The organism is Chryseobacterium sp. 14P4.3.2, from assembly GCF_057799275.1.
Genome location: NZ_JBYOKO010000016.1, coordinates 105,405 through 132,332, shown reverse-complemented (window position 1 = coordinate 132,332; position 26,928 = coordinate 105,405). Strand labels below are relative to the sequence as shown.

22 protein-coding genes and 1 tRNA gene are annotated in these 26,928 nt (G+C 36.2%); 4 read left to right on the top strand and 19 right to left on the bottom strand.

Features of this window, described 5'->3' with window-relative positions:
• The coding region (locus tag AC27VX_RS19745; protein WP_488697462.1) for a bleomycin resistance protein at positions 1 to 489 on the top strand (489 nt) is incomplete at its 5' end.
• Between the two features lie 80 nt (positions 490 to 569).
• On the opposite strand, the gene AC27VX_RS19740 is transcribed toward AC27VX_RS19745, so the two are convergent.
• Together AC27VX_RS19740 and AC27VX_RS19735 are read right to left on the bottom strand one after the other, a co-directional pair.
• Positions 570 to 1,838 (bottom strand): adenylosuccinate synthase, encoded by a 1,269-nt coding sequence (locus tag AC27VX_RS19740; RefSeq protein ID WP_488697460.1) that lies wholly within the window; start codon positions 1,836 to 1,838, stop codon positions 570 to 572.
• 174 nt (positions 1,839 to 2,012) lie between these two features.
• Positions 2,013 to 2,582: a Crp/Fnr family transcriptional regulator gene (locus AC27VX_RS19735; protein WP_300686566.1), complete on the bottom strand. Its 570-nt coding sequence runs from the start codon at positions 2,580 to 2,582 to the stop codon at positions 2,013 to 2,015.
• A gap of 194 nt (positions 2,583 to 2,776) precedes the next feature.
• On the opposite strand from AC27VX_RS19735, the gene AC27VX_RS19730 reads away from it, so the two are divergent.
• On the top strand, positions 2,777 to 3,061 hold the full coding sequence (locus AC27VX_RS19730) for a hypothetical protein (RefSeq protein ID WP_488697458.1): 285 nt from the start codon (positions 2,777 to 2,779) through the stop codon (positions 3,059 to 3,061).
• A 321-nt stretch (positions 3,062 to 3,382) separates the two neighbouring features.
• Here the strand turns inward: AC27VX_RS19730 and AC27VX_RS19725 are convergent, their stop codons facing one another.
• From AC27VX_RS19725 to AC27VX_RS19705, 5 genes are all read right to left on the bottom strand, one after another.
• Complete coding sequence (locus AC27VX_RS19725) at positions 3,383 to 4,237, bottom strand: mechanosensitive ion channel family protein (protein ID WP_300686563.1); 855 nt, start codon at positions 4,235 to 4,237, stop codon at positions 3,383 to 3,385.
• A gap of 312 nt (positions 4,238 to 4,549) precedes the next feature.
• Positions 4,550 to 5,284 carry an SDR family NAD(P)-dependent oxidoreductase gene (locus AC27VX_RS19720; protein ID WP_300686561.1) on the bottom strand — a complete coding sequence of 245 codons (735 nt, stop codon included), beginning with the start codon at positions 5,282 to 5,284 and terminating at the stop codon, positions 4,550 to 4,552.
• A gap of 115 nt (positions 5,285 to 5,399) precedes the next feature.
• Entirely contained in the window at positions 5,400 to 5,759 is a 360-nt protein-coding gene (gene yajC / locus AC27VX_RS19715; protein ID WP_236856245.1) for a preprotein translocase subunit YajC, read from the bottom strand.
• 10 nt (positions 5,760 to 5,769) lie between these two features.
• Positions 5,770 to 6,279: a DUF1573 domain-containing protein gene (locus AC27VX_RS19710; RefSeq protein WP_488697455.1), complete on the bottom strand. Its 510-nt coding sequence runs from the start codon at positions 6,277 to 6,279 to the stop codon at positions 5,770 to 5,772.
• A 1-nt stretch (position 6,280) separates the two neighbouring features.
• Positions 6,281 to 7,186 (bottom strand): transcription antitermination protein NusB, encoded by a 906-nt coding sequence (locus AC27VX_RS19705; RefSeq protein ID WP_236856247.1) that lies wholly within the window; start codon positions 7,184 to 7,186, stop codon positions 6,281 to 6,283.
• Between the two features lie 91 nt (positions 7,187 to 7,277).
• Here AC27VX_RS19705 and AC27VX_RS19700 point away from each other — a divergent pair, with 91 nt between their 5' ends.
• Together AC27VX_RS19700 and AC27VX_RS19695 are read left to right on the top strand one after the other, a co-directional pair.
• Positions 7,278 to 8,939, top strand: coding sequence for an ABC transporter ATP-binding protein (locus AC27VX_RS19700; protein WP_300686558.1), 1,662 nt, complete (start codon positions 7,278 to 7,280; stop codon positions 8,937 to 8,939).
• A 99-nt stretch (positions 8,940 to 9,038) separates the two neighbouring features.
• Complete coding sequence (locus tag AC27VX_RS19695) at positions 9,039 to 9,374, top strand: DUF3276 family protein (RefSeq protein ID WP_034679055.1); 336 nt, start codon at positions 9,039 to 9,041, stop codon at positions 9,372 to 9,374.
• 122 nt (positions 9,375 to 9,496) lie between these two features.
• On the opposite strand, the gene AC27VX_RS19690 is transcribed toward AC27VX_RS19695, so the two are convergent.
• From AC27VX_RS19690 to AC27VX_RS19635, 12 genes are all read right to left on the bottom strand, one after another.
• Positions 9,497 to 14,542, bottom strand: a complete 5,046-nt coding sequence (locus AC27VX_RS19690; protein ID WP_488697452.1) for a DUF4132 domain-containing protein — start codon at positions 14,540 to 14,542, stop codon at positions 9,497 to 9,499.
• A gap of 25 nt (positions 14,543 to 14,567) precedes the next feature.
• Entirely contained in the window at positions 14,568 to 15,002 is a 435-nt protein-coding gene (locus AC27VX_RS19685; RefSeq protein ID WP_488697450.1) for a hypothetical protein, read from the bottom strand.
• Between the two features lie 405 nt (positions 15,003 to 15,407).
• On the bottom strand, positions 15,408 to 19,130 hold the full coding sequence (locus AC27VX_RS19680; protein WP_488697448.1) for an RCC1 domain-containing protein: 3,723 nt from the start codon (positions 19,128 to 19,130) through the stop codon (positions 15,408 to 15,410).
• A gap of 794 nt (positions 19,131 to 19,924) precedes the next feature.
• Positions 19,925 to 20,000 (bottom strand) — tRNA-His (locus AC27VX_RS19675).
• Positions 20,001 to 20,035: 35 nt separating this feature from the next.
• Positions 20,036 to 20,755: a bacillithiol biosynthesis deacetylase BshB1 gene (bshB1, locus tag AC27VX_RS19670; RefSeq protein WP_236856253.1), complete on the bottom strand. Its 720-nt coding sequence runs from the start codon at positions 20,753 to 20,755 to the stop codon at positions 20,036 to 20,038.
• A gap of 82 nt (positions 20,756 to 20,837) precedes the next feature.
• Entirely contained in the window at positions 20,838 to 22,490 is a 1,653-nt protein-coding gene (locus AC27VX_RS19665) for a tetratricopeptide repeat protein (RefSeq protein ID WP_236856254.1), read from the bottom strand.
• A 92-nt stretch (positions 22,491 to 22,582) separates the two neighbouring features.
• Positions 22,583 to 23,455, bottom strand: a complete 873-nt coding sequence (locus AC27VX_RS19660; RefSeq protein WP_488697446.1) for a PstS family phosphate ABC transporter substrate-binding protein — start codon at positions 23,453 to 23,455, stop codon at positions 22,583 to 22,585.
• Positions 23,445 to 23,642 carry a DUF308 domain-containing protein gene (locus AC27VX_RS19655; RefSeq protein ID WP_300687628.1) on the bottom strand — a complete coding sequence of 66 codons (198 nt, stop codon included), beginning with the start codon at positions 23,640 to 23,642 and terminating at the stop codon, positions 23,445 to 23,447. The genes AC27VX_RS19660 and AC27VX_RS19655 overlap by 11 nt, the downstream gene beginning before the upstream one ends.
• Before the next feature lie 77 nt (positions 23,643 to 23,719).
• Positions 23,720 to 24,562: an energy transducer TonB gene (locus tag AC27VX_RS19650; RefSeq protein ID WP_236856255.1), complete on the bottom strand. Its 843-nt coding sequence runs from the start codon at positions 24,560 to 24,562 to the stop codon at positions 23,720 to 23,722.
• A gap of 29 nt (positions 24,563 to 24,591) precedes the next feature.
• Positions 24,592 to 25,161 carry an ExbD/TolR family protein gene (locus tag AC27VX_RS19645; RefSeq protein ID WP_236856256.1) on the bottom strand — a complete coding sequence of 190 codons (570 nt, stop codon included), beginning with the start codon at positions 25,159 to 25,161 and terminating at the stop codon, positions 24,592 to 24,594.
• A gap of 11 nt (positions 25,162 to 25,172) precedes the next feature.
• Positions 25,173 to 25,781, bottom strand: coding sequence for an ExbD/TolR family protein (locus AC27VX_RS19640; RefSeq protein WP_047098809.1), 609 nt, complete (start codon positions 25,779 to 25,781; stop codon positions 25,173 to 25,175).
• 61 nt (positions 25,782 to 25,842) lie between these two features.
• Positions 25,843 to 26,706, bottom strand: a complete 864-nt coding sequence (locus AC27VX_RS19635) for a MotA/TolQ/ExbB proton channel family protein (RefSeq protein WP_236856257.1) — start codon at positions 26,704 to 26,706, stop codon at positions 25,843 to 25,845.
• Positions 26,707 to 26,928 lie beyond the last annotated feature (222 nt).

The window sequence follows — 26,928 nt, the reverse complement described above, 5'->3', positions numbered from 1 at the left end:
GGCAGTTGCCCCGCTTTTTTTATTACCTTAACCTGCGATGAGAATTTAATTTCACTTAAAACAAAAACAATGAATTTTAATAAATTAACTCCTGAATTACTGGTAAGCGATATCAATCAATCTAACCTATTTTATATACAGTATCTTGGCTTTACTCTAGAATATGAACGAAAGGAAGACCAATTTATGCTGATTTCTTATGAAGGATCTCAATTTATGCTCGAACAAGACCATTCTGAAGCATGGATTACAGAGGTACCTGTTTTCCCAAGGGGAAGAGGTGTTAATTTTCAGATTGAAGTAAGCAGTTTAAGTACTATTATAGCAAAAATTAAAGAATACAATCTTACCTATTTCAAAGAACTAAAAGAACAATGGTATAGAATAAATGATCAGGAAGAAGGAGTCAAAGAATTATTAATTCAAGATCCGGACGGATACCTCTTAAGATTTCAGGAATACCTGGGTGAACGAGATTATAAAGGATAAATCTGATCTTAAGCTTTAAAAAACGAAAAAAACAAAATACAAAGCGGAAAATAACTCCCGCTTTGTATTTTGATATAAACTTATTTCATTTTCAGCATCTGCTCTCTTCCAGCCCCTATGGAAAGATAAGTAACCGGAACTTTCAGCTCCATTTCCAGAAATGATAAAAACTCTTTTAATTCTGAAGGCAATTCAGAACTGCTTTTCATATTGGCAAAATCTGCATTCCAGCCCTGCATCCATTTAAGAACGGGTTTTGCATTTTCCGGAAGTACCCCGGAAACGGTTTGTAATGTACCATCTTCAAGCTCATAATGAGTACAAATAGCAACAGATTTCAGTCCGCTTAAAACATCAGATTTTGTTAATACCAACTGAGTTACCCCATTGATCATCACCGCGTATTTCAAAGCAGGCAAATCTAACCATCCTGTTCTTCTTGGACGTCCGGTGTTAGAACCAAATTCCCTTCCCTTCGTTCTTATCTCGTCACCTTGTTCATTAAAAAGTTCTGTTGGAAATACTCCGTTCCCTACTCTTGTACAATATACCTTAGCAATCCCATATATTTCTTCGATTTTTTTTGGTGAAATCCCCAATCCACTGCTGGCTCCCGATGCCGTTGTGGAAGAAGATGTAACATAAGGATAGGTACCATGATCAATATCCAGCATTGCGGCCTGAGAACCCTCCGCCAATATCTTTTTCCCTTCAGACAAAGCTTTATTCAAATAGATCTCGGTTTCTGTACAATTGAATATTTTCAGAAAATCTACTGCTTCAAAAAACTCATTGTTTATTTCCTCCAGAGAAGGTAGAATCATATTCCCCTCTGCAAGCATTTTGTAATCTCTTTCTACAATATGCTGAACTTTACTTTTGAAATCCGGAGAATATATATCTCCCATTCTTACGTTCTGTCTTAAAATTTTGTTTGAATAAGCTTGTGCAATACCATTTTTAGTGGTTCCAATCGTTGTATAGTCAGGGTCCTCTTCCATGAAAATATCCAGAAGCTTGTGGGTAGGCAAAACCAAATGGGCTTTTCGGGAAATAATAATATTTTCTTCAGGGCGAACAGTTTCGTCAAATGCTTTAAGATTCAAAATCTCTTTTTTAAAACTTACAGGATCCAAAACAGTTCCCGTTCCAATTACATTCTGAACTTCCTTCATGAAGATTCCTGAAGGAACCATTTTAAGCGTAATTCTTCTACCGTTTCGCTCTATACTGTGTCCAGCATTAGATCCTCCGTTAAAGCGAGCTGTAATGTCATAATTTTCACTGATAAGGTCAATAAACTTTCCTTTCCCTTCATCTCCCCATTGCAGTCCTAATACGATATCCATATATTTAAATTTTATGCTGCAAAGCTATGAAGGTTTGAAAGTGAGGCCATTGCCATTTGGCAAAAAGGAAGTGCTTTTTGTAAAATGTATTATGTAAAAGTATTAATGAAAGATAAAGAATTTTAAACATCACAAAATAAACTATAAACATCGTCCAAACACTCTTACCTCTCCCTATACTATATTCCTTCTGATACGGCTTAATGATGAGGGGGTAACTCCAAGATAAGAAGCCAGCATAGATTGCGGAACTCTATTGGCTAATCCCGGATAGTGGTTTAAAAAATGGAGATAGCGGGATTTTGCATCCTGATTAAGCATGATGCTTGCTACTTTCAATTTATTCTCTACAACGAATGCATGAATTCTGGCAAATAAAACCGGCCATATTTTAATTTCTTTCTCTAATACCTTAAAATGGTCAAGATCAATCACAAGGACTACTGCATCTGTAATTGCTTCGATATATTCATGAGCCGGAAGCTGATCAGTAAACCCTTGAAAATCGCCAATAAACCGACCTTCATAGATGAAATAACGGGTAAAATCATCCCCATCTTTATTGTAATATAGGGAACGAAATACACCTTCTTTTACAAAAGCAATCCTTTGGCTTACCTTTCCCGCTTCTATAAAAGGATCTCCTTTCTGCACTTTAATTTTCTGAATTCCCTGTGCAATCAAAAGTTCGTCCTGTTCGTTCAGGATTCCAAATTTTTTAATGTAGTTAAAAAGCTCTTCCATGTTTTGTTTTATCCACAGAGTGCGGAAAGATAAAGGTATAAAAGTGGTTTGTAAAAACAATTGTCATTTGGTAAAAAGACAAAGAGATTCATTAAAGACACTACCGGAAACCTTTATTTACGCGAAAAAAAATGTTAAAAACACCTTGCCAAGCCCTGATACTTTGATATTTTTGCTCACAAAAATTTTTATTCATGGGCGAATCAATCAAATTACAATTATATTTCAATGAAAATATAGAAAGGGAAAATCAAAAGTTTTTCTTTCAATATACCTGGAAAAAGCATTTAGGTGAACTTAAAAGAGTAATCTTATATACCATTCTATTTCTGTCGCTGGGATTTCTTCCTTTAAAGTCCCTTAACCTTGGTCCTGTTACCATCATTTTTAAATATGGAAGCTTCCTGTTTATCGGATATATCGCCTTGCTTTTATATCAATATTTCATTGCTAAAAATAAAACCTTCAATTTTAATTGAAGAGCAAATTGAAAACCTTAGAAGAAAACATGATGAAATAAGCTTTATAACACTTCATCAGGATAGTATTACCGTAAAAAATCCTTTCAGCACGATTAATTGCGTCTGGGAGAAAACCAATTACAAAATTGTTGACCAATATCTTATTTTAAATATACAGAATATCAATTTCATTTTTACAAAGTCTGAATTTAAAGAAAATGAATATCAAATCTTCTTAGATTTTATTTTGCAATACTCAAAAAAAGCATCCTGATCTGCTTCTCAATAAAAAACTCCTGCATCAAAACAATGCAGGAGTTTTTTATTTTTCAAAATGAATTATATCGTCTGTTTACTAAAAACATGCACATCCCTCTGTGGAAAAGGAATTCCTATTCCGGCTTTATCAAGAGCTTCTTTGCAGTTGATAATCAATTCTTCATTCATTTTCCAGAAGTTTTCTGTAGAAGTGGTTGCTCTTATGGATAAATTAACTGCGCTATCTCCAAGTTCAGTCACCATTACCTGCGGCGCAGGATCTGCAAAAACATACTCGTTGCTCTTAATAATACTCATTAAGATTTCCTTTGTCTTTTTAAGGTCAGCATCGTAAGCAACTCCTATATCAATGGATGTTCTCCTAGATCCTAGCTGACTAAAATTCGTAATGCTGTTATTAGAAACTACTCCATTAGGAATAACAATCAATTGGTTTTGGGCAGTCACTAATTTTGTATGAAAGATATCTATAGCCTGTACAGTTCCTGAAACCCCACTATTAGTAGAAATAAAGTCACCTATCTTAAAAGGTTTCAATAATAAAATAAGGATTCCTCCGGCAAAGTTTGTTAGTGAGCCCTGTAACGCCAGACCTATTGCCAAACCTGCGGCACCAATCATCGCTACAAATGCAGAGGTTTGTACCCCTAGCTGAGTGACTACTACAATGAAAAGAAGAATATTAAGTCCCCAGTTGATTATATTGAGAAGAAAATGCTGTAAAGAAGCTTCCATATTACGTTTTCTGAAGCCTTTTGCAACCAGTTTTTTAATCATCCTTATCATCCATGACCCAATGATATAAATTAGCAATGCAGAAATAACTGCAGTGAAAATTCTCGGTGCCCATGAAATTGCTGAAGAGATTAAGGTATCCCAATGTTGTTGAATGTTGTTCAATTTTAAATCGTCCATTTATGCTACTTATTTTTAATATTTATATGAATAACTTACGTTGCCTCAAGGAATTTAAGAATGATTATTGAAAGAAAACAGCTCTGCTTTCAAAAACAAATCAGCCTTAATCTCCAGGAGTTAAAGAAATAATATTATACATGAAAAAGAGATTAACAGCAGAACAGATAGGTCCGCCTTTACTCAATGATCACTTAGAAATTGAATCCTGCTAAGAAGAAATAATTTTGGTTCATAGAATAACAAAAAAGATACCGAACTGTGGTTATCATTCTTTAAATGCACATTAAGCTTTACAATAAGCACCTACTGTTATGGAAGTTTCGCTGCCAAACCTTCGGGTAAAAGTCTCAAAATATGATAGATGATTTTCCATTTAAAACCAGGAACAATGGTAAAGGAATTTCCGGCATTTACAATAAATCCAGCTACATAATCGGGTTCCATTATTAAAGATTCGTTGAGCTCTAATCCTTCATTGATCTTTGTACGGATATATCCTATAACCAGAGCATTAACAATTATTTTCCGGGAAGCTAATTCCTGTCGTAATCCTGCCAGAAATTGTGTAAAAGCGGCTTTTGTACTACCATAGACAAAATTACTTTTCCTTCCCCTCACACCGGAAAGAGAAGAAAGACCTATAATTCTTTCGAGATTTCTATTAGTTTTATCCATTGCAATAATGCTGAGAATGGATACCCCACCCATATAATTAACCTCCATCATTTGTTTAGCTCCTTGAAAATCAGTCAGGGCTTTATGATTATCTACAAGAAAACCTGCAGCATATACTACAGTATGAGGTTTTGCAGGAAGTTCGGAATAAAATTTCTGGTGAGAATTAAAGTCTGCGGCATCAAAATACAAAACAGTAACTTTTGAACGGTCCAGATTATTTTCAAGGGTAAAATCTTCCAAAGACTGAGTGTTTCTGGAAGCTGCGACTACAGAAAATCCCTTTGAAATATATTGTTTAATACATTGTTTTGCCACATCTGAATTCGCTCCTAAAATAAGAACCGTTTTGTTGGTGTTTTGATCCATTCAGCAAAGATAATTTAAACCGTAAACAACACAAATGATTAGCAGGGTTTCTATAAAAAAAGCTGCGGCGGGTGAACTTTGTTCACCCGCCGCAGCTCAATATTTTAAAACTGAATTATTTTTTTTCTTCAGTTTCTATTTCTTTTTTGTCAGCTGATTTGTCAGCAGTTTTTGCTTTATCTCCGAAACGGGTTTCTGTCATTTCTCTTGAAACAGCCGCTTTTTCAAACTTCAGCTTTCCAGATAACGTTTCGATTACAAAACCATCATCCTGAACCTGAGCAATTCTTCCGTGAAGACCGGATGTAAGTACCACTCTGGTTCCTACTTTAAGGTTTTCCTGGAAGTTTTTCTCCTGTTTCTGCTTTTTCATCTGAGGTCTTATCATCAGGAAATAAAATCCTACAAACATTACACCCATCATGATCAGCATCATTGGTGAAGATCCCTGGGCCTGTAAAAATAATGTCAACATATTTTTAATATTATGGTTGAATGTTCGCAGTGAACGTTAATTTGATTGGAGCTTTTTCTACATTTGCAAAAACATCTGCATACTTCTGAACGTTTCCGTCAAAGTTTGAAGAGTCAAAATGCAATGTAATCTTACCTTTTTTACCAGGCATAATAGGTTCTTTCGTGAAATCAGGAGCTGTACATCCACATCCTGGCTTTACTTCAGAAATGATCAATGGATTTTCCCCTGTGTTAGTCACTTCATATACGTGCTCTACTTTATCTCCTTTTTTGATCTTTCCAAAGTCAAAGTTGCTTTCAGATAAAGCAAGAGAAGTAGAAGGCTCGTTTGAAACCGGAGCTGCAGCTGCTTCACCTGTAGCAGAATGAGCTGTAGAATCACCGATTACCGGAGTAACTGCTGCGGCAGAATCTGTAACTATAGTTTCAGCGTTTTGAGTTTCTTTGTTTTCTTTTTTACATGAAACCAACCCAAAACCAATAATAGACAAGGCGATAATTGATAACGTCTTTTTCATTTTATATTCTATTTTGATCTTTACAATATTTATCTAAAATACCATTAACGAAAATATTTGAACGGTCTGTAGCAAATACTTTTGCAATTTCAATATATTCATTAATAATAACTCTTGAAGGGGTTAAAGCAAAATTATCAAGTTCTGCAATAGCCGTTGACAAAATAACTTTATCCATTAAAGAAACTCTTTCCAGATCCCAGTTTTCTAATCTCTCTTCCAGTTTCTTTTCATTGCTTTCCCAATTATTCAGAGTATCTCTCAACAACTTAGCTGCGAATGTCTTATCCTCTTCGTCTTTGATCATTTTGATCAGTGTTCTGCTTTCTTCGTCTTCTCTCAGGAAACCAATTGTTTTCTGCACCATAGAGTTCGCAATATGGATATCATCATACCATGAAAGTTCCTTATCTCCAAGATAATCATGAAAATCATCATTTTCAGCGATATATCTTAAAAATAATTTGCCGATAAATTTCTGATCTTCTTCAAAAGAATAACCATCTTCTTTCATAAAATCCTGATAACGCTTTCCGGCGGTAATTCTTTGGAAAGTTTTCACCAATAAATCATCATGCAGATCCCATTTCAGCTGTTTGTGCTGCCCTGTGAAAAATAATCTTTCAGGATTTTCTTCCAGTTTATGCAATACCTGATTGTTGATGAATTTTTGGTTAGGATTAATATCAGCATCGGTTTTAAGGTATTTATTCTTACCAATTTCAATCTGATTTTCTGCCAATTCTTTCAGGCTCACCAAAAAGTTGAGCTGATAGATGTATAGATAATAGATTTTTTCTATCCCGGCAAACATGTTTTTCTCTAAAACATCGAACTTTACAGGATTTTGGTAGTATGAATACACGGTCTGTACTACTTTTTCACGGATTTGTCGTCTTCCTAACATTCAAAGAGCTTTTTTATGGGTGCAAAGATACAAAATTTAAAATTGATGAAATTCGTAGTGTGATGACATTTTTGTAATTTTGTAAAACTATATGAAAGCGCTAAAAACCCTAAACCCTTATTTTCTGAAACATAAGATACTTTTGTTTTGGGGGGTATTATTCATCATTGCCAGTAATTTTTTTAATATATATAAAGTTCAGTTTGTAGGAAAATCTGTGGATGAGCTTACAAAAAATGGAAATCTTGGCTTCAATCATCAGGTTCTTATCTATGTAGGAATTATTGTAGGCTGTTCACTTTTGACAGGTTTTTTCACCTTCATGATGAGACAGACAATCATTGTTGCTTCCAGAAGAATCGAATATGAACTTAAAAATAAAATTTACAGGCATTATCAGGATTTATCTTTAACGGATTATAAGCAGACGACCATTGGAGACTTAATGAACAGATTAAGTGAAGATGTAGTGGCTGTAAGAATGTATCTAGGTCCAGGAGTAATGTATGTTGCCAATCTTATTGTTCTTGTGGTGATCACAGCCATTTACATGGTAAAAACGGATGCTTCAATGACTTTGTGGACGTTATTACCACTTCCTATTTTATCTTTGGCTATCTATAAGGTGAGTTCAATTATTAATAAGAAGTCAAAGATAATGCAGAAAAGCCAGTCTGCTATTTCAACTTTCGTACAGGACAGTTTTTCGGGAATCCGTGTGGTGAAATTTTTTGCAAGAGAAAAATACATCGAAAAAAACTATGGGGTAAAAGTAACTGATTACCAAAACAAGGCACTTGATCTTGCTAAAACAGAGGCTTATTTCTTTACCATTATTCTATTTGTAATAGGATTACTGAATGTTGCTATTATCTGGATTGGAGGGGCTAAATATATTGCAGGAGAGCTAAGTATTGGTAAGATTGCTGATTTCTTTATGTACATCAATACCCTGATATTCCCTTTCTCTATGGTAGGATGGGTAACTTCTGTCAATCAAAGAGCTGAAGCATCTATGCAAAGAATCAATGAATTCATGGATAAAAAATCAGAGATTGTGAATACGAACTTTGAAAACTATCCTATTAAAGGAGATATTGAATTCAGGAATGTATCTTATATCTATCCCAATACGGGAATCAAAGCGCTGGATAATTTAAGCTTTAAGGTAAAGGCTGGAGAGTCTTTGGCGATCATGGGTAAAACCGGAAGCGGAAAATCAACCATTGCCTTACTTTTATGCAGGCTTATAGATCCTACTGAAGGAGAAATCTTAATTGACGGTAAAAACCTTAAAGAGCATAATCTTGAGAATTACAGAAACTTCATCGGGTATATTCCTCAGGAAAGCTATTTATTCTCAGATTCCATTGAAAACAACATTGGTTTTGCCATTAACCACCCTTCTCATCAACAGGTTGTAGAGTATGCTCAGATTGCAGATGTTCACAAAAATATTATTGAGTTTAAAGATCAATATAAAACACTGGTCGGTGAACGGGGGGTAATGCTTTCGGGAGGACAAAAGCAAAGAATATGTATTGCAAGAGCCTTAATAAAGGATCCAAAAATCATTATTTTCGATGATTCACTATCTGCATTAGATACTGAAACGGAGCAGAATATTCTCGGAAATATAGATAAAAAAATCAGTAATGCTACCTCCATAATTATCACGCACAGAGAGTCTAGCGCTCAAAAAGCCGATCAAATCATCAACCTCACAGAAATTGCCAATTCTGTAACTGCTTAGCCATTTCGTTCTCAATTGTTAAATAAATCATAAAAAAAATTTTGTGATTAAAAGAATTCTTTTATATTTGTTCTTAACAAGATTAAAAAATATCTAACAATGAGTGAATACAAGGAACGCCATGAAAATGAAATTTTCACGAAGGTGTTAAAAGCAGGGAGAAGAACTTATTTCTTTGATGTGCGCGAGACGAAAGCAGGAGATTATTATCTTACTATTACAGAGAGTAAGAAGAATTTTGGAGAGAATGGAGAAGCTACATTCGAGAAGCATAAAATTTACCTTTACAAGGAAGATTTTAAGAGTTTTCAGGAGATGTTTAATGAGTCCACAGATTTCATCATTAACGAAAAGGGTGAGGATGTAATTTCAGAAAAACATGACAAAGACTTTAAAAGCAAATCTTATACAATAGATTCTGACGACGAAGTTTAAAAAAAAGAATATCTAAAAACACAAGCATCTGAAAAAGATGCTTTTTTTATGTCTGAAAGGCAACTTATTACATAAAAATAAAAAAGGGGTACACTATTGCAAGTGTCCCCCCCATTTTTTATTTATACATACTCACGCTTTATCTGCGATAATATAGTTGGATCCTGTATTTCGTTGTCTTTGGCCAGCAGTAATACTTTAGACAATACTTCTGCGGACCTCGGATCATCATCTGCAAAAGGTAGAAATAGTCTCCCCCTGTGCTGTGAATGAACTGGAAGTATTGATAAATATTTCCCCGGTACCTGATGCACTACAGCACTTCCCAAATGGACACTGTATTCTGCCATCTGCCCTTTTACAAATACATGGAAACCATCGATTCTTACATTATCCAATCTGAATAAACGGGCTGTCTCTTTCATTAATACAGCTCTCATTTCAATAGATGAATGGCTTGCTTCAGGATCAACATCTCCAACATGAGCTACTGAAACAACCAGATCTATATCCCTCATAACCTCTGAAAACAACCTTGAATTGATCTCTTCAAAAGGTATATTCTTGTAGTCCTTTAATGAATGAAATTCTATAGTCTCCAGAGTTGGACTTTCTACCTCAGCAGGTGAAAACCAGTCTGCCATAGCATAGAGTTTTACCTTGAATCCTTCTTTATGATAAACTTTCTGCAATCCTTCTTCATAGTCTACTTTCCAGCCCCTCGTTTTTAGAAGTGCCAGTGCTTGCTTTGGCTGAATCTGATGCCCTGCATAACGGCGTGACACAGATCTTTCTTTAAGTTCATCTGGCGTAGGGACATAAAGTTCCCTAAATATCTGTTTAAATGGCTGTACCAGTTTTTCTTTAAAACAATAATGCTGATAATCACTCCAGACAGAATGCTGATGCAAATCTACACAGTGAGCAATACGCAGAGTATTATCTTCATTCAATTCCTGAATCTCACCATCAGCGTTTACAAGATTTCCACTGACAAAGAATCCTATTTTGTTATCATTGGAAATAAATACAAGCTTTTCTAAATGTTTTACAATAACAGGATGTTCAAAAAGAGTCTTGATCTCTTTTAAAAGGAATTCATCACCTCTTATCATTGCTTCTTCCAGTCCTTTTCTGGAGCGAATCCATTGCTCACGCATGATCTTACGATTATTCCCCAACTCCACTACTGCTTTATCTTTCTTAATCTTTGGCGGAATAGATTTTAATTGCTTATCATCCCTAAAAACAACTAATTCGGCTTTTCCATTATCTTCTATGATCAAACCTACTGTAACCCCATCAATGGTGACCTGAGTATCTTTTGATAAGAGAGACTGAATTTGTTTGGTTTCCATTGCCCAGGTTAATCTTATCGGATCCGGATAACCGGCATTACGGGCGAGATTTTCCAGAGCTACGCGAATAGCCAGTGCTTCACTCGCCTGCTTCATGGAACCGAACTCTTTACTTTCTTTTTTGAACTGCTGGATATATTCATACCGGCTCAGCACATCTTTCTCAGGATTTGCTTTACTCAGTGGTACAAGTCCATATACACGAAGATAATCCTGATCACGTTTATCTTTCACTTTTGCGGTTACTTCTTTGATCTTTAAAATTCCTGCCAGTGTATCAGAATACAGCCTTGCTCTTCGGTGTCCATTTCCATCTGATATATATTTAGCAGATTCGTATAACATCTCCCAACGGGTTTTTCCCAGCTCCTTATAGGCTTTTGTAAACCAGTCTTTATCTACCGCACCGTCTTTAAATTCCTGAATGTCTACTGATGAATATTTTGCCACTTCACTTTCCAGTTTTGCATTTTGCGCCTCATAGGCTCCTGTTTTGGTATGGGCATGCATCCACCAGATCGCTGAATCTAATCCTTTCCAACCTAAATAGCTGCTTACAAAATGCTGCCATTGCGGTGCGTATACTGCAGCCTGTATTAAACGAAGTTCTGTAATATTTTCTTTTTTTACGATTTCATCAAATGATTTCTGAGTATCACTTTCTAAAGGATAGCAGTTAGAAATAAGCCAGGAGAACAGCTTTTGCTTGGTCATACTTTCGTCTCCATAACTGTATATGTAATTGGCATATAATCCAGATTTACCTAATCCTTTCAGGATCTGAACGAAACGATGGGCTCCATAAATAGATCGAAACTGCTGTACAAAGTGTGAAACCGAAGTATTGGAATCTCCACGAATCAGTTCTATATCCAGAAACTTATCCTGAATTTCTTCAATCATAGGCTTTAGGAAAGGAAATGATTCTAAATATTTCTCATTATTATAATTGGATTTAATTGTTGTAAGGTCACTGATCGCTGAATCAGCAGTCAGAATTCCCTCAAACAACTCTCCTTTTGTAATAACTTTTAATTCGTAGGCTTTACAGAAGAAATAGAAGTTAGGAACAGACTTTGTAATGTTTTCCGGCAATCCGTTATACTGCATCCATCGGTATAAATTCCATTGCTTGATGTGCTGTTCATCTGTAAGATTCTTCTTAGGGATAGACAATAAAAAGGCATCAAAAAAGCCTAGTTGCTGCCAGCCGTTCCCCTGATCCCGGTAATAATAATCTCCACTATCTTTTCCCTTATAGTTAATAACATCTTCAGGAAGGTTGGCAAATAGTGTACTACAAGCATCTATTGCAAAATCGATCACTTCCTCAAAGACGAACTTATATTTTAGTGAACCCAGAATCATATTGATAGGGTTTTCCCAATAATAAGTTCCTTTTGTAGGGTTAGGGATAAATTCTTTATGATAGAATACGTAATCTTCCAGAAAATTTCTAAAGACTTTTCGGTCGCAATTTTCAGCAAATGTCAGCAAAAATAAATCTCTCGGCAGCATTCCTGAATCTTTAAACCACTGTTCCCATACTTCATGCAGGGGATAATTTTCGGCCAACTGCTGAGGAGTAAACCCCTCTGTATTTCTTTTAATCGTACGGAAAGTATTTCCCATTAATACTTTGGTTACAGAATTATCCCACTCCTCTGATTCATATTCATGGTCTTTATGCTGCAGAAATAAATCATTAAGTTTTTTTAATTCTTCTTTTATCTTGGCAATGGATAGGGTGAAACCATATTTATCATTTTTGGTTGCCTGCACATATATTGAATCTGCCTCTACCTTGGGTAATGCATACTTTGAAATTACGGAAGGATCATAAAATCCAAATCCGTTTTCAGCGGAAAGTATGGTCTGGTCTCCTGAAGGATTAATCTGCTCCAGTAAGCCTTTTTCTCTTTCAGAAATTTTTGATCTTTCAGAATACTGTTGTGTCCAACGGATAATCTGAGAAGATGCTCTTTTATCTTTTTGAAGCTGCAGCATGATATCCAGAGATGCAGCTCTCTGTTCCACGTCCCCTTTAGTCATTAATTCTTCAACCAACGGGGCCACTACTTCGTCTTCTTGTTCTGTAACCAGTTCTATGAGTTTCTTACGGAGTACACCACCTTTTCTTTTAAACATATCAAAGAAAGTCATAATCTCTTCTTTGTTTAAAGGATTTTGAAGCAAGATATTAATTCCTGAGGCAATTAAGGATTCTCCCCTATCCTTTATAATTTTAAAAGCAAATTCCTTTTGGAAAGGAGTCACTGCTTTTTTCTTCTTTCCTAGTCCGTAGGAAAATGAATAGCAATAAAATTCACCTAAAATATTTCGGGTCAGTAATTCACGCAATGCAAGATCAAACTGATCAAAATAAGACAAAACCATGTCCAGCTTATTGCTGTCTTCTCCTACCAGATAAAACATGGAAGCATACAAATCACTTTTTTTGAAGGTTGCATTTAGCCATGAGAATATTTTCCCTTCAAATTTCTTTTCCTTTACCTGTATTTTTTGCGTCAGTTCGTGGATTTTTTCAAAGAAATCCGGATAATCGGCATTATTCATAAAGAATTTAGAATGGGTATTGGATCCTAATAATTCTGACAAGTGGCTCCCAGCAAATGCCAGTACCTCTGCATTTCCCCCCAGTACGGCCTTATAATACAAGGGCATTTGAATGTAAGGATCACCGGTTTCCGTAGCAAATTTTATCGCAAGACATTTTTTCTCTACACTTCCTTTGTCAAACAACTGATGCAGATAAGGAACTGTTTTATCCACATCCCATACCCCCTGTACCCAAAGGGCCATATAGACTTCATTATTATTTTTGCTTTTAATGGCATCAGGAACAAGTTCCGGATTGCTGAAATATGTATGAGCCAACGATACAATATTCTTGACTACTGATTCTTTTTCTGATTCCCAGCCCAATCCGGTCCAGGTATCTATAGAACGTACAACAGATGAAAAACGGGTAAGCTTATGTTCTACAATCACGTTGGTCATATATTCCAAAGCCCCTATACTGGTTTCATCTAAAGCTTCCAATATGGTCTGTCTTAACCCTTCTTGCCGCTGTGCCGCCAGTAGAAGTTTTTCCACCAATTCCCAACAATGCTTCTTTTCACTGTTGAGTAAAGCTTTAACGATGTTTCTGGAAACCTTTCCTTCCGTATGTTTATTAAAAATAATATCTTCAATTAATTGATAAATGGCTGTATTACCTGTATCAATTGCCGCTGACCAAACATAGAACTGGCTTGAATTATTTGACACTTCATTATCATAGACAATCTGCTCTTCCAATGATAAATCATAATTCTGATCATGACTGTCATAAGAGTAAACAGATGGAGCCCGAACCAGTTCCCTCATCAGGTTAGCCTGATTCATCAGTACATATCTTTCATTATGAGGCGCACGAAACGAACGACGGAAATAACTCGTCTGATACATTTTGTAAGGCATTCTGTTCCATGCATGTTTTACAAGATCAGCATTCTCTCCAAAATAGTAAACCAGAAGTTTATAGTAATCTGCATCTTCCCAAATATCAGGTTTTATATATTCTTTCAGCTTCTCTGCTTCTTTTGAACCCAGAGTCATTGCCTCATAATAATTGGTCTTTCCCATTAAGAATAAGCCTAATTCTGCTACTTCTTTCTTAAGCATAGGCTTCTCCGGAAAAACATGTGTAGATAAACCTTTTTCAGTTTGTTCCACCAAATCTTTCCTTAGTTTTTCGTAATAATTCTTGATAAGCTTTTTCGATTCTAATTTTTTTGTGATTTCCATGTAGTATATTGATTTGTATTTTTAATTACCAGTAGCTTCCCGCCAAAAAAGTGAGTCTGATGAAAGTAAATGAATGCTGCAAACTTAGATCAACCGGCTGAGCCAGACTCTCAAGTTGCTCATCATTATAAAAAACGGCAAACATACCATCTTCAAAAGCCTGAACAGCATTTTCCTGTGCTTTTTGCAGATCTGCTTTTTTGAGATTATAGATACTTCCGAAACCTACTTTTCCGGTATCTGTTAAAATATTTAAATAATTATCCTGTGGAATTTTGGTATCATCTTCATCATCCAGTTCAAATGATTTTGCATTAAATGCTTCTACTTGCTGCCGGACGATTAAATTTAAAAGATTTTCAAGTGAAATCTGAGACTCGTTGTATGAGATTTCGAGTTTTTGTTCAGAAAGAACAGGATGTTTCTTTCCCAATTGCTTTACTGTGACCTTTATTTCCATGTTTTGAGAATGTGATTTTAAAAATACGGAAATATTTCTTCCTGACTCAATAGGTATTTTCCACATATTGTTAATCATAAACGAATTTCCTAGCCCCGATTGCAGTGAAAATCCTTTTTTTGAAAAAAAAGATTGTAACAAAAAGCGGGAAATAGCTTCAAAAATAAAATCTCAGGAAAAATTGATGATCTTCTTCCATTGTAACCTTGACTGTGGAACCGACTCTGATTTTGAACACTAAGAGCCCGTTTAATTTTTTTCATCAGCACATCTGATATACCTGATGAATTCCTGGCTCTTTGTAAGCGATTTTCAGTCTGCACTAAACAATAAAAACAACCCGAAGGTTGTTTTTATTTACTATATAATAAACTGAAGATCAAAGTATGTAATACATCGTCTTATTTATCTTTTAATGACTTTCACTGTTTTTACATTTTTTTCACCTGAATCTATTTTTAAGATATAAACTCCCGATACTAAGCTTGAAGCATCAATCGTTGTTGTTTTATCATTGATCACTTTGGTAAAAATCAATTGCCCTGACGTATTGAATAGTGTTACCGAGATAATCTTTTTATCAGAAGATACATTTAAGATATCATTTACAGGATTTGGGAAAACTTTTAAATGATCTGCTGCAGACATAACTTCATCAACCCTTAGGTTACTTACAGGACATGCAATAGACACCCATGAAGAACTATTCGTTGTGGAGTTATTACCTAACTGCCCTGATCCATTTAACCCACAGCTGGAAATAGAGCTATCAGTATTTAATAATAAAGTATGGTGAAATCCAGTTACAGCCTTTTGATAATTACTGGAATTAGTCATTGTAATCGTATTTCTATTAGTGGTTGTTCCATCGCCTAATTGACCATAAACATTACTACCACAAAACCACATATTTCCAAAAGATGTCGTTCCTACCGTATGATCAGAACCTGCACTAATACTTTTAACACCATCATACACTGCATTAGGTGCTGACTTAGAGGTATTCGTACCATCACCAAGCTGTCCATACAAATTGTTTCCCCAAGTATAAAGTATTCCATTAGTTTTTAATCCCACTGAGTGAAAACCTCCGGCAGAAACCTCTTGCCAATCAGTAGCAGTTCCTATTTGTAAGGGACTAAATCTAGTAGCCGTAGTGCCATCTCCTACCTGACCATATGAACTGGTTCCCCACGCCCAAAGTGTTCCATCAGTTTTAGTAGCCAGCGTATGTACAGATCCTGCATCAACACTGCGCCAGTTAGTAGCTGTTCCTATTTGATAAGGAGTCGATCGGTTGTTAGTTGATCCATCTCCAAGTTGAGCATACCCATTATAGCCCCAAGCCCAAAGGGTTCCATTGGTTTTTATAGCCAGTGTATTTACATCTCCAGCAGAAACACTCTGCCAGTTCGTATCTGAAGTTATCTGAGTAGGGAAAATTCGATCGGTGGTTGTTCCGTCACCTAATCGGCTATTTCCGTTAAGTCCCCATCCCCAAAGTGTACCATTGGTTTTAATAGCCATACTATGGAATGTGCCTGCGCTTACACTTTGCCAGTCATTTGCTGTTCCAATTTGTACCGGAGCTGTTTTTGCGGTGTTTGTTCCATTACCTAATTGACCAAAATCATTTGCACCCCAAGCCCAAAGTGTTCCGTCTGATTTTATTCCAAGCGAATGACTCATACCTGTAGAAACCATTTTCCAACAACCTGCAGAAAGTGTTACAAAACTTCCTCCCGAAATCCAGTCGCTTTTTGTTCCATTACAATTAGAACGAACCCAATAAAAATAAGTAGTTGAAGGGGTTAATGTATTTAAAAGTATTGCAGGACTGGTTGTTGAGTGAGTTCCAGCTGTTCCATTTACAGGTGCTGAGCTTACTGTAGATAAATACACCTCATAATTGGTAGGAGCACTTGCTGGCGCAGACCAGGTAAGACTGCCAGAATCTGAGGTTACATTAGATACTGATAAATTACCAGGCGCTCCACAAGTTGCGATTCCCATACATTGAATATATCTTATTCTACTTGTATTTTGTGTCCCACAAGAGGAATTGGTATTGATATGATATCTAACCACTCCTGAATAAGTACCCGACACCCAGTTGAGAGGGGTGGTACCTGATGCCAGAACCGTAGTTCCTAAAGCATTGGTTACTGTAATATAATCTGAGGAATTCGAACTAAAAAAAGTATACTGTGTATTCGCAGCTACATTTACGTTTGAATATTCACCAGCATAAGCATCGCTAACAATTTGTTGCGGACTACCGGTACAGGTTGGGGTAAAAGTAGCATTTGGATATAAACCATGCGTTGCACCATTACATGTTAAAGCAGCAAGTGTAGTAAAACTTCCACCATACACCCAGGCACTTTTGGCTCCATTACAATTAGATCTTATCCAATAATAATAGGTTGTCGCTGGTGAAATTCCATTCAATGCTCCCACACCTGCCGATGTAGTTGTTGCCGAAGCTGTTGTAGTACTTGTTGGTGCAGTATTAGTTGTAATAATATAAATATCGTAATTTGTTGGCGCAGTTGCTGGTGCCGTCCAGTTCAACCTGCAAGAATTTGACGTAATATTAGAAACCGACAATTGTGAAGGTAATCCACAATTTGCAGTGGTTGCACATTGAATATATTTCGTTCTGTTGGTGTTTTGTGATCCACAGTTAGCATTACTATGTAAATAATAACGTATCCCACCCGTATTTGTACCTGAAGACCAACTTAATGGTGTTTGACCACTTGCTAAAACTGAAGTCCCTGCGCTATTGGTAATCGTTATAAAATCGGTCCCCACAGAAGATGAGAACACATATTGTTGGTTGGCCGTAATATTTACATTAGAATATTGGCTTGCTAAGGCACTAGAAGTAATTGGCTCCGCACTCCCAGTACATGAAGGCGTAAAAGCGGCATCGGGATACAAACCATAAATAGCTCCATTACAAATTAATGATTGGTTCATTGTGAAAGAGCCGCCCGAAGCCCAGCTGCTTTTTTCTGTACCACAATTAGATCGAATCCAATAATAATAGGTAACCCCCGCTGTTAAACCAGTAATGTCTTTAGTGGTCGTAGTATTGGTATGGGTAGCGGTGCTATTTGCTGTCGGAGCAGTATTTGTAGTGACCATATAAATTTCATAACCACTACCTGGTACACTAGTTGGAGCAGCCCAAGACATTCTTATAGAATTGGAAGTAATGTTGGCTACTGACAAACCAGACGGAGGCATACAGGTAACAGAGGTTGTAATACAATTGACATATTTATTACGCGAACTTCCTGTAGAAACACCGTAACCACATTGTGCATTGTCATGAGAATAAAAACGAACCACTCCGGAAGTAGAACCCGAATTCCAATTTACAGGTGTTGTGCCACTTGCCAGAACAACGGTTCCTAAAGCGTTGGTAATGGTAATAAAATCAGTACCATAATTGGTTTTAAACTGATACTGAGTGTTTGGAACAACAGCTATATTGGAAAAACTACCATTTTTTACATCCGTAGCAAAAAAATCATCGCTTCCTGTACAGTTGGGTGTAACGGTAGCTGAAGGATAAATCCCATAATAGGCACTATTGCAAAGCAATGATGAAATCGTTGTAAAAGTTCCGCCATAAATCCAGCCCCCATATTGATAATCACATCTAGAACGAAGCCAATAATGATAGACCGTATCTGGGTTTAGATTGGTAACCAACATTGAGTTTGTGCTTGAAGAACTTGTTTGTACCGTTGCGCCAGGCGTGGCAGATGAAGTACTCACATACGCTTGGTAGCCAAAAGCAGGTGCAACGGAAGGCGTAGTATAATTAAGTGTGCATGATATAGGTGTAATATTCGAAACACCTGTTGGTGTCACATCCATACAGGCTTGAGCCGTAACCCAAGTTACCTTCCTTGTTCGTACAAACTGATTGGTCGTTTGACATTGTGCATTCTGATGAATATAATACCGAACAGACTGATTATAAGCTGAAACAAAACTTACAGGTGTTATCCCAGAAGCAAGTACTTGTGTGCCAGTATCATTTGTAATGGTCAAATAATCAGTGGATACAGACGAGGTAAAAGTATAATACCTTGATGGTTCAACATGCACATAGGCATATTCGCCGGTTCTAGCGTCAGTGTTGATCGTGCCTGTGCCGGCTGCACCTGTCGCTTGATAAATCCCACCAGGATACTGGGTCCCTGTGGTGCACTGGGCTGAAATCTTTGATGCTATGAGAAATAGCATCAAAAGTAAGGATAGGGTAATTTTCTTCCTCATTTTGATAAAAGTTTGTAATGATTATTAGTTTTATATTTTTATAGGGCGCAAATATAAAGTATATTTTTTTTAAAAATGTAAGATTTAGTAGAAAGATTTTCTACCTCAGTAGGTTAGAAGAATTATGAGGAAATACCTCTATTTCCAATCTGAATACTAAATCATAAATAAACTGTTCCAAAAAAAATCTACTGTTTGGAGAGCAGTTCAAAGTGAGGAGTTTTATTTTAAAGTAGGCTTTGTGTTTAAAAAGTCTTCTCAATAGATTTTAAATACATCACTATCAAAAATTTGTTATTTTTTTGGGCGGGTGGATGGTAATCCAAACCATATGAATTTTCAATTATACCCTTTCGAGGTTCGAATCAACTATTTTTCAAACCCTTCATTCCCTTTATGATGCCTTATAATGATATTTTGATCTATTAGAATAAATCAAATATAGAAATACAGTGTCTTTTTATCAGAATTTGATTTAGGAAAACCGTTTTTAAGTATTAAGACGTAAATTTTGAATAATTAGAATGAGATTTCTTTAAGAAAAAGCAGAAAAACCGGATGCTAATTTCCGCCGGAAATAGGACAAAATAAAAAAGTACACTTTAAAAAAGTGTACTTTCTTTGGGTGAATGAGGGGTCTCGAACCCCCGACCTTCGGAACCACAATCCGACGCTCTAACCAACTGAGCTACAATCACCGTTTTCTGAGTGCAAATATAGGACAATTTCTTCAACTACCAAACAATTCCGTCAAAATTTTTCAAAGAAATTAGCTTTTCAGACGTAAATCCCTCAGCATAAGTCACTCCCGACAATCTCCCCAAATCCTGTGCACGATAAGTTAAGCTTTCATAAAAGTCTTTTGTGGTAATTGGGGTCTCCGGTTCTTTAGAAGATGGATCATAAAATTGAGTTTTGTAAGCCATACAAGCCTCCAGTTTTTTATCAAGATGTTCCGAAATGTCAATTACAAATTCCGGTTTGATATCTTTCCACTGAATATAATGAAAAACATGCTTCGGTCTCCACACTTCCTGAATTTTTCCTTCTTCCACCGTTTCAATTTTTCTCAGTCCGGACAAAAAGCACGCATCCGACACTAATTTCGCTCCTTTTGCATGGTCTGGATGTCTATCATCAATAGCATTAGCTAAGACGATTTCTGGCCTGTATTTGCGAATCATTTTTACGATTCTCATTTGGTATTCTTCAGAATTGACAAGAAAGCCATCTTTCATTCCAAGGTTCTCTCTTGCGGAAAGCCCTAAAATCTTGGCAGCGTCACCTGCTTCTGCTTTTCTTGTCTCATCTGTACCTCTTGTCCCGAGCTCTCCTCTCGTGAGATCTACCACAACACATTTTTTTCCTTCAGAAACCATTTTAGCAATAGTTCCTCCACATCCCAGTTCTACATCATCAGGATGTGCTCCAAAAGCAAGTATATCTGTTTTCATATATTCAAATATAAGGTTTAAAATAAAAACTTCCCAAACATTACGAATGGGAAGTTTTAATATCTATAATTTAAAATTTAAATTATTTGTTGATCTCTGCATTTAATTTTACAGCATCCTGATAAGTAGGATCTAACTGTAAAGATTTTGCTACATAATCTTTTGCTTTTGCCGCATCTGAGTCTTTACTCATATAAGCTACTGCAAAATAAGCGTATGCAAGAGTTTGTTTGTTAGCCTCCTGATCAGCAGGTTTCACTGTACTGATGAATTTCTCATAAGCAATTTTTGCTGCATCATTGTTTCCTGCCTGTTGGTAAGAATATCCCTGGCTGTAATAAGCCGGAGCCCAGTCAGGAAGAAGAATTGACATTTTTTGCCATGTAAGAATTGCACCATTCCAGTTTTTAGCATCCTGATAAGCCGTTGCAAGCTTGAATAAAGCATCAGAATCCTGAGCATTTGCAGCTACTTGTTTTTTCAATGCTTCAATAGTAGGGTTAGTAGGTCCTTTGTCTGCTTCTGACTGAGAAACACCTCCTCCCCCTGCAATGTTTGCAAGTTCAAGATCCCACTTCATTGTTTCATCTTTTGCAGCTTTTGCAATAGCAACCTTCTGCTGAGATTCTGCCATTAAAGCAGCTTTTTTAGCGGCATCTTTTTCATCTTTTGCTAATCCGGCAGCAATAAGCCCCTGTAAACCTTGGTCAGCAGGCTGTATTCTTGTTTTCTCTGCCTGAGCAACAAAAGTATCCATGTTTTGTTTTGCATCTGCGTAATTCTTATCGGCATAAGACTGATAAGCTCTTAGTTTGAACTTGATAGGGTCTTCAATTTTATCAAAGATTTTATCAAGTACTACTTTAGAGTTCGCATAATCTTCGTTTGTGAAGTATAGTTTTGAAATCTCTAACTGAGTATATGGATCTTCATCAGCATATTTTGTATAGTTGATAAGATCTTGTGTCGCTTTTGCATTTTGCTGATATCTGATATCATAACCGGCTAATGCTTTATAAGCAGGAGCGTAAGTAGGGTCTACAGCAATAGCTTTATCAACACTTTCCTTAGCTTTCTGCCATACCTGAGCGGCCATCCATAAAGTTGCCATTCTTGTATAAACGGACGCTTTATTTTTAGCTAAAGGTAAAGCTTTATCATAAGCAGACATTGCCTCACCCGGAGCTCTTTTTAATCTGTAAGCATCTCCTAATGTATAATAGTAATGTGCAGGAACTCCTTTTTTCTCCGCTTTTTCAATAGCTTTATTCAAAAACTGAATAGCAAGATCAGGAGAGTTGTTCTTTTCAAATAAAGTCAAAGCTTCTGCTGCTCTAAACAATACTTCAGCATCTTTTTCTCTAGAATCACTTACTACTTTCTGAATTTCTGCAACAGCGCTTTTGTCACCCTTCCCTAATTTAACGGTAGCAAGACCGATCTTATTAAGATAACTTTTGCTGTCTGCAGCCAAACCTTTGTTAAAGCTTTCCGTTGCTTTCGCATAATCAGGTTCTCCTTGTTTTAAGAAAGTATTTCCTAAATAGAAGTAGTTTTCAGCAGTAGGCTCCTTAGCGATCATATCAGTGAAATTTGTTTTTGCCTGAGCAAACTTATCACTGTCTATACTGTTGATACCATCCTGCAATGTTTGTGCAGAGGCAAAACCGGTAAAAAATACCACGGCTGCTCCAAAAGCAATCTTCTTTACATTCATATTCATTATATCTTTCATTTTATATTTTCTAATAATTGAGTTATATTATACACAATTTTCAGACCAAAACACTATTTTCTGTAGGGGTAAATTGTGAATTTTAATGTTTTTTAACGCATTTGAACCTCTCTTTTATATACATTATAAGGTTGTAGCCCTTCTTTTTGTACAATTTTTTGTCCCAAATGAGTGCATGAAAATCTTATAAAGCCATTGGCAATATTAAAGTTACCTTCATTAATAAGGAAATAAAGTACTCTTGTAAATGGATACTCCATTGTACGAAGTCCTTCAAAATCGGCATTATATAACTTTCCTTTATATTTTACCGGGAGTACTTTAACCATTTCTCTAAGTTTTTCAGAAGTCTTATCATAAGGACGGCTAAATGTATTAAGCCCTATTACCCCAATTTTATCAGGATATTTTCCTAATTCTTCAATAATCTTCTGGTTCCCCGGAATAATGGAAAATTTGAGACTTTTAGGCTCTTTATTCAGCTTTTCTGCAACAAAGTTCAAATTACTGGAGTTTGTTCCGTCAAAAATAAATTCTTTATTGTCTGAAAGAAGTCCATCGCTAATCTCCTCCATAGAAATGCTTTCTTTTGGAGAGTCTTTAGGAACCACAAAAACCACTGCATCAGCAGCAAATTTGGAAGGAAGAAATTTTAAATCGGTTCTGTCTTCGTATGTTTTTATTTCCTCAGGTTTCAGGTTTCTGGACATTACCACCACCTTGGCATTACCGCTTAACAGTTCAAGAAGGCCTAAGTCTTCTTTTTTTGTTTCTACTTTAATACGGGTTTCCGGGTAATTGATCATATAGCCATCGGCTAATGCTTCAGTAACGCTTTGAAAAGATTCGTCTGTAAAAATGGTAAGATCACCTTTATGATAAGATGGGGATTTCTCCTCTTTTTTGCAGCCTGCAAGCATCATTCCTAGTACAAAAACGACTGCAATCTTAAAACTATTCTTCATGTCTCGATTTTTTAATTTTGGAGATAGCCCTGTAAATCCTAAATACACCATATAGGATCAGTACTCCACCTAATGCATAAGCAATAGCAGGTTCCAAAATAGTAAAAAAGAATTTGTAGACAATGACTACAATTCCTAAAACGATATAAAACAATCCCGTAAGGAGGGATAACCAATTGAACATCATGTAACAAAAATACAAAAAAAATAAAAAGAGAAGCATATGCTTCTCTTTTTATTTATATTCTGAATAAATAAGTTTAATTATTCAAAGTTCATAGTAAATGGTACGCTATAGTAAGATCTAACGCTCTCCCCGTTTCTTTTCGCAGGAGTCCATTTTTTAAGTTTCTTAACTACACGAGCTGCTTCATTGTTAAAGTCGCTATTTGGAGATTTCTCTTCAATAACAACATTGGAAACAGTTCCGTCTTTTTCTACAACGAACTTAAGCTTAGCTTTAAGTGTACCTTCACCTCCTTCCATTAGAGAAGTATCGAAGTTATCTCCTAAGAACTTTCTCAATGAGCCCATACCTCCAGGATATTCTGCAGACTGGTCTACATCTTTGTAGATCTCGTTAGGATTATTGGCTTTCACTTCCACAGTACTAGCTTTAGTACCTGTAGATGGCGGCGGTGGCGGTGGTGTATAAGCCGGAGCTTTTACCCCCTCCTGATTATTCAAACCAGTTGTTGTTTCCAACTGCTTAGAAATCGGTGGTGGTGGAGTTTCAATTTTCGGAGCTTTTACAGGCTCAGGAACTACGTTCTGAATTACCTCAATTTTCTCCTCTTCTTTTGGAGGTGGAGGTGGTGGAGGTGGTTCTGCTTCTTTAGGCTGCTCTATAATCGGTTCTTCTTCCAGAATGTCTACTAGATCTGCCTTCACTTCTTGCTTAGGCGGAGCAGTAAGATTCTTGATCGTAAGATAGATGAACGGAGATAAAGCTGCCAAAAGGAATAAAGCTGTTCCGATGATAAAAGACTTTGTTAAAAGTCTCGGATACTGATGTCTAATATCATAGGCACCATATTCCTTGTTTCTATTTTCAAATACGATTTCGTCTAAAGTAAGATTCTGACCGTATACATTTTCATCTGCCATAGATTAGATATAACAATTTTATGGTTAAATTACTTTGTAGCAGCAGCTGGTGCAGCAGCACCTCCTACTTTTTTCTCATAAACAGCTTTCTCCCAAGGCTTCACATCGGTAACACCGTACTGCTCACTTTTGGTAATTGCCATTTCGTCAAGAATATCAACAAAGTTCTTATATACAGCATCGTCAGTTGGCTTAATGATCACGGTAAATTTCGTTTGATCTGCAGCTCTAGATTTTGCCTGCTGGATTACTTTTCTAATTCCTTCTCTATCAAGAGTAGTTTCCATTAAAGTTTGGTCATTCAAGGAAGTTGCATCCTGCTGGTGCCAAAAAACTCTATTGTCTTTTCCTAATAAGATAGAAATTGAGTTAGAAAGTTTAATTTCTGTTGGTGGAGGTTTAGGAGCATCTGGTTTTGGTTTAGCCGGAAGACCTAAGTCCATCACATTCGGTTTACTGAATGTAGTTGTGAACATAAAGAAGGTAATCAATAGAAAACCCAAGTCCACCATCGGAGTCATATCGACCCTGGTATTCTGCTTCTTGGAACGGACCTTGCCTCCCTTGCCGCCTTTTTCTTGTACTTGTACTTCTGCCATTTCTATCGATATTATTCGTTAGGTTTACCTTCTTGTGATGTAATCAACCAAAATTTAAGAAAATCAATATCTCTTAAACCCTCAAACAGGCCTTTAACTTTAGGGTACTGAGTTGTAACGTCACCTTTAATAGCTAACTTGTAGTCAGGATTAACGCTTAAACTTTCTTTTACCCAGTCAATTAACTGCTTATTTGTACTGTCCATAGGAATTCCTGTAGGACTCTTATAATTTTTCTGCTCATCTGCAGGCATATCCAAATAACCTTTAAGCTGGTTCATTGGAACTCCAATTGCCTGAACTTTCTGGAAAGCAGCTTTTTGGTTGTTGTCAAAAGTAATACCATACTTTTGTCCCATTTTATCCAAAAGAGCAACTCTTTCTGATGCATTTTCTACTGGTTGGAAATAAAATTTTCCATCCGGAGTAGCGTTGATAGTCATTAAACTAGCATCAGGAAGTAATTTTTCCGAAATTGAAGATGGCGGTTTGATCTGCTCCACGTCAGGTTTCTTAAACTGAGTGGTCAAGATAAAGAACGTAAGAAGTAGGAACGCAACGTCACACATTGCGGTCATGTCCGTTACTACTCCATGTCTTTTAGGTTTGACTCTCGCCATTATTATAAAATATTTTTAATTAAACTTCTTTTAATTGCTAATGCAAATACCTTGCTAATTCTTAGTTGAATTCAGCGAAAGACTGCTGGATACTCATAGAGATCTCGTCGATCTTGTAAGTTAATCCGTCAATCTTAGAAGTAAAGAAGTTATAAAGAATAATAGCGATAGCTGAAGTACCAATACCTAATGCAGTGTTAATCAAAGCTTCAGAGATACCTGTAGATAGAGCTGCAGCATCTGGAGTACCACCTCCTGAACCTAATGCAAAGAACGCCTTAATCATCCCGATTACCGTTCCAAGTAGTGCGATCAATGTTGCAACAGTACCTAGAGTAGAAAGGATCATCATGTTTTTCTCAAGCATTGGCATCTCAAGAGTTGTAGCTTCTTCGATAGCTTTGTTAAGCGCTACCATTTTCTGCTCTTTATTTAATGTATTATCGTGAGAAAGTGCTTTGTAAGTAGTAAGACCTTCTTTTACTACGTTACCTACAGAACCTTGTTGTCTGTCACATTCTTCGATAGCTTCGTCAATTTTGTTTTGGTTTAGTAAGCTTCTTACTTGTACAACGAAGTTGTCTAAGTTTCCTTTTCCGGCAGCTTTACCAAGAACGAAATATCTTTCAAAAGAGAAAACAATTACAGTAATCATGAAAGTAATCAAGATTGGTACAATAACCCCTCCTTTGTAGATAATACCTAAAAACGATTCTGGATGAATGTCTTTTCCTTCAATGTCTGAAAAAGCTACAGACCCACTTCCTAGTTTATCTGCATCTTTAAAGTTTCCTGGGCTACCAAGAACGAATAAATAAATACATATCCCTATAGCAAATAGAATAGGAATAATAACAGCTGGATTTAAACCTCCTGCCTTTCTAGCAACTACTTGCTCATCATTTTTTGAAACATTCATTTCCATATTTAACTAAATTATATTGTTTTAAAATTTTACAGGGTGTAAATTAAAGGCAAAATTAATTAAAATGCAAGAGTCTTAATTAAACATTTTGCTTTTTTTTGATAAAGAAATTTTAATACGATTCCGATATAATAATTATTTTAAAATATTTTATTTATTTTTCCCAAATTTAACATTTGAGTTAAAAAATCAAAAAAATAAGACACCCATTTTTTTTAATTT

What these genes read in the sequence shown, in the direction of transcription:
- AC27VX_RS19740 (WP_488697460.1), bottom strand. Translation starts at nt 1,838, where the DNA reads ATGGATATCGTATTAGGACTGCAATGGGGAGATGAAGGGAAAGGAAAG.
- AC27VX_RS19735 (WP_300686566.1), bottom strand. Translation starts at nt 2,582, where the DNA reads ATGGAAGAGCTTTTTAACTACATTAAAAAATTTGGAATCCTGAACGAA.
- AC27VX_RS19730 (WP_488697458.1), top strand. Translation starts at nt 2,777, where the DNA reads ATGGGCGAATCAATCAAATTACAATTATATTTCAATGAAAATATAGAA.
- AC27VX_RS19725 (WP_300686563.1), bottom strand. Translation starts at nt 4,237, where the DNA reads ATGGACGATTTAAAATTGAACAACATTCAACAACATTGGGATACCTTA.
- AC27VX_RS19720 (WP_300686561.1), bottom strand. Translation starts at nt 5,284, where the DNA reads ATGGATCAAAACACCAACAAAACGGTTCTTATTTTAGGAGCGAATTCA.
- yajC (WP_236856245.1), bottom strand. Translation starts at nt 5,759, where the DNA reads ATGTTGACATTATTTTTACAGGCCCAGGGATCTTCACCAATGATGCTG.
- AC27VX_RS19710 (WP_488697455.1), bottom strand. Translation starts at nt 6,279, where the DNA reads ATGAAAAAGACGTTATCAATTATCGCCTTGTCTATTATTGGTTTTGGG.
- AC27VX_RS19705 (WP_236856247.1), bottom strand. Translation starts at nt 7,186, where the DNA reads ATGTTAGGAAGACGACAAATCCGTGAAAAAGTAGTACAGACCGTGTAT.
- AC27VX_RS19700 (WP_300686558.1), top strand. Translation starts at nt 7,278, where the DNA reads ATGAAAGCGCTAAAAACCCTAAACCCTTATTTTCTGAAACATAAGATA.
- AC27VX_RS19695 (WP_034679055.1), top strand. Translation starts at nt 9,039, where the DNA reads ATGAGTGAATACAAGGAACGCCATGAAAATGAAATTTTCACGAAGGTG.
- AC27VX_RS19690 (WP_488697452.1), bottom strand. Translation starts at nt 14,542, where the DNA reads ATGGAAATCACAAAAAAATTAGAATCGAAAAAGCTTATCAAGAATTAT.
- AC27VX_RS19685 (WP_488697450.1), bottom strand. Translation starts at nt 15,002, where the DNA reads ATGGAAATAAAGGTCACAGTAAAGCAATTGGGAAAGAAACATCCTGTT.
- bshB1 (WP_236856253.1), bottom strand. Translation starts at nt 20,755, where the DNA reads ATGAAAACAGATATACTTGCTTTTGGAGCACATCCTGATGATGTAGAA.
- AC27VX_RS19665 (WP_236856254.1), bottom strand. Translation starts at nt 22,490, where the DNA reads ATGAAAGATATAATGAATATGAATGTAAAGAAGATTGCTTTTGGAGCA.
- AC27VX_RS19660 (WP_488697446.1), bottom strand. Translation starts at nt 23,455, where the DNA reads ATGAAGAATAGTTTTAAGATTGCAGTCGTTTTTGTACTAGGAATGATG.
- AC27VX_RS19655 (WP_300687628.1), bottom strand. Translation starts at nt 23,642, where the DNA reads ATGATGTTCAATTGGTTATCCCTCCTTACGGGATTGTTTTATATCGTT.
- AC27VX_RS19650 (WP_236856255.1), bottom strand. Translation starts at nt 24,562, where the DNA reads ATGGCAGATGAAAATGTATACGGTCAGAATCTTACTTTAGACGAAATC.
- AC27VX_RS19645 (WP_236856256.1), bottom strand. Translation starts at nt 25,161, where the DNA reads ATGGCAGAAGTACAAGTACAAGAAAAAGGCGGCAAGGGAGGCAAGGTC.
- AC27VX_RS19640 (WP_047098809.1), bottom strand. Translation starts at nt 25,781, where the DNA reads ATGGCGAGAGTCAAACCTAAAAGACATGGAGTAGTAACGGACATGACC.
- AC27VX_RS19635 (WP_236856257.1), bottom strand. Translation starts at nt 26,706, where the DNA reads ATGGAAATGAATGTTTCAAAAAATGATGAGCAAGTAGTTGCTAGAAAG.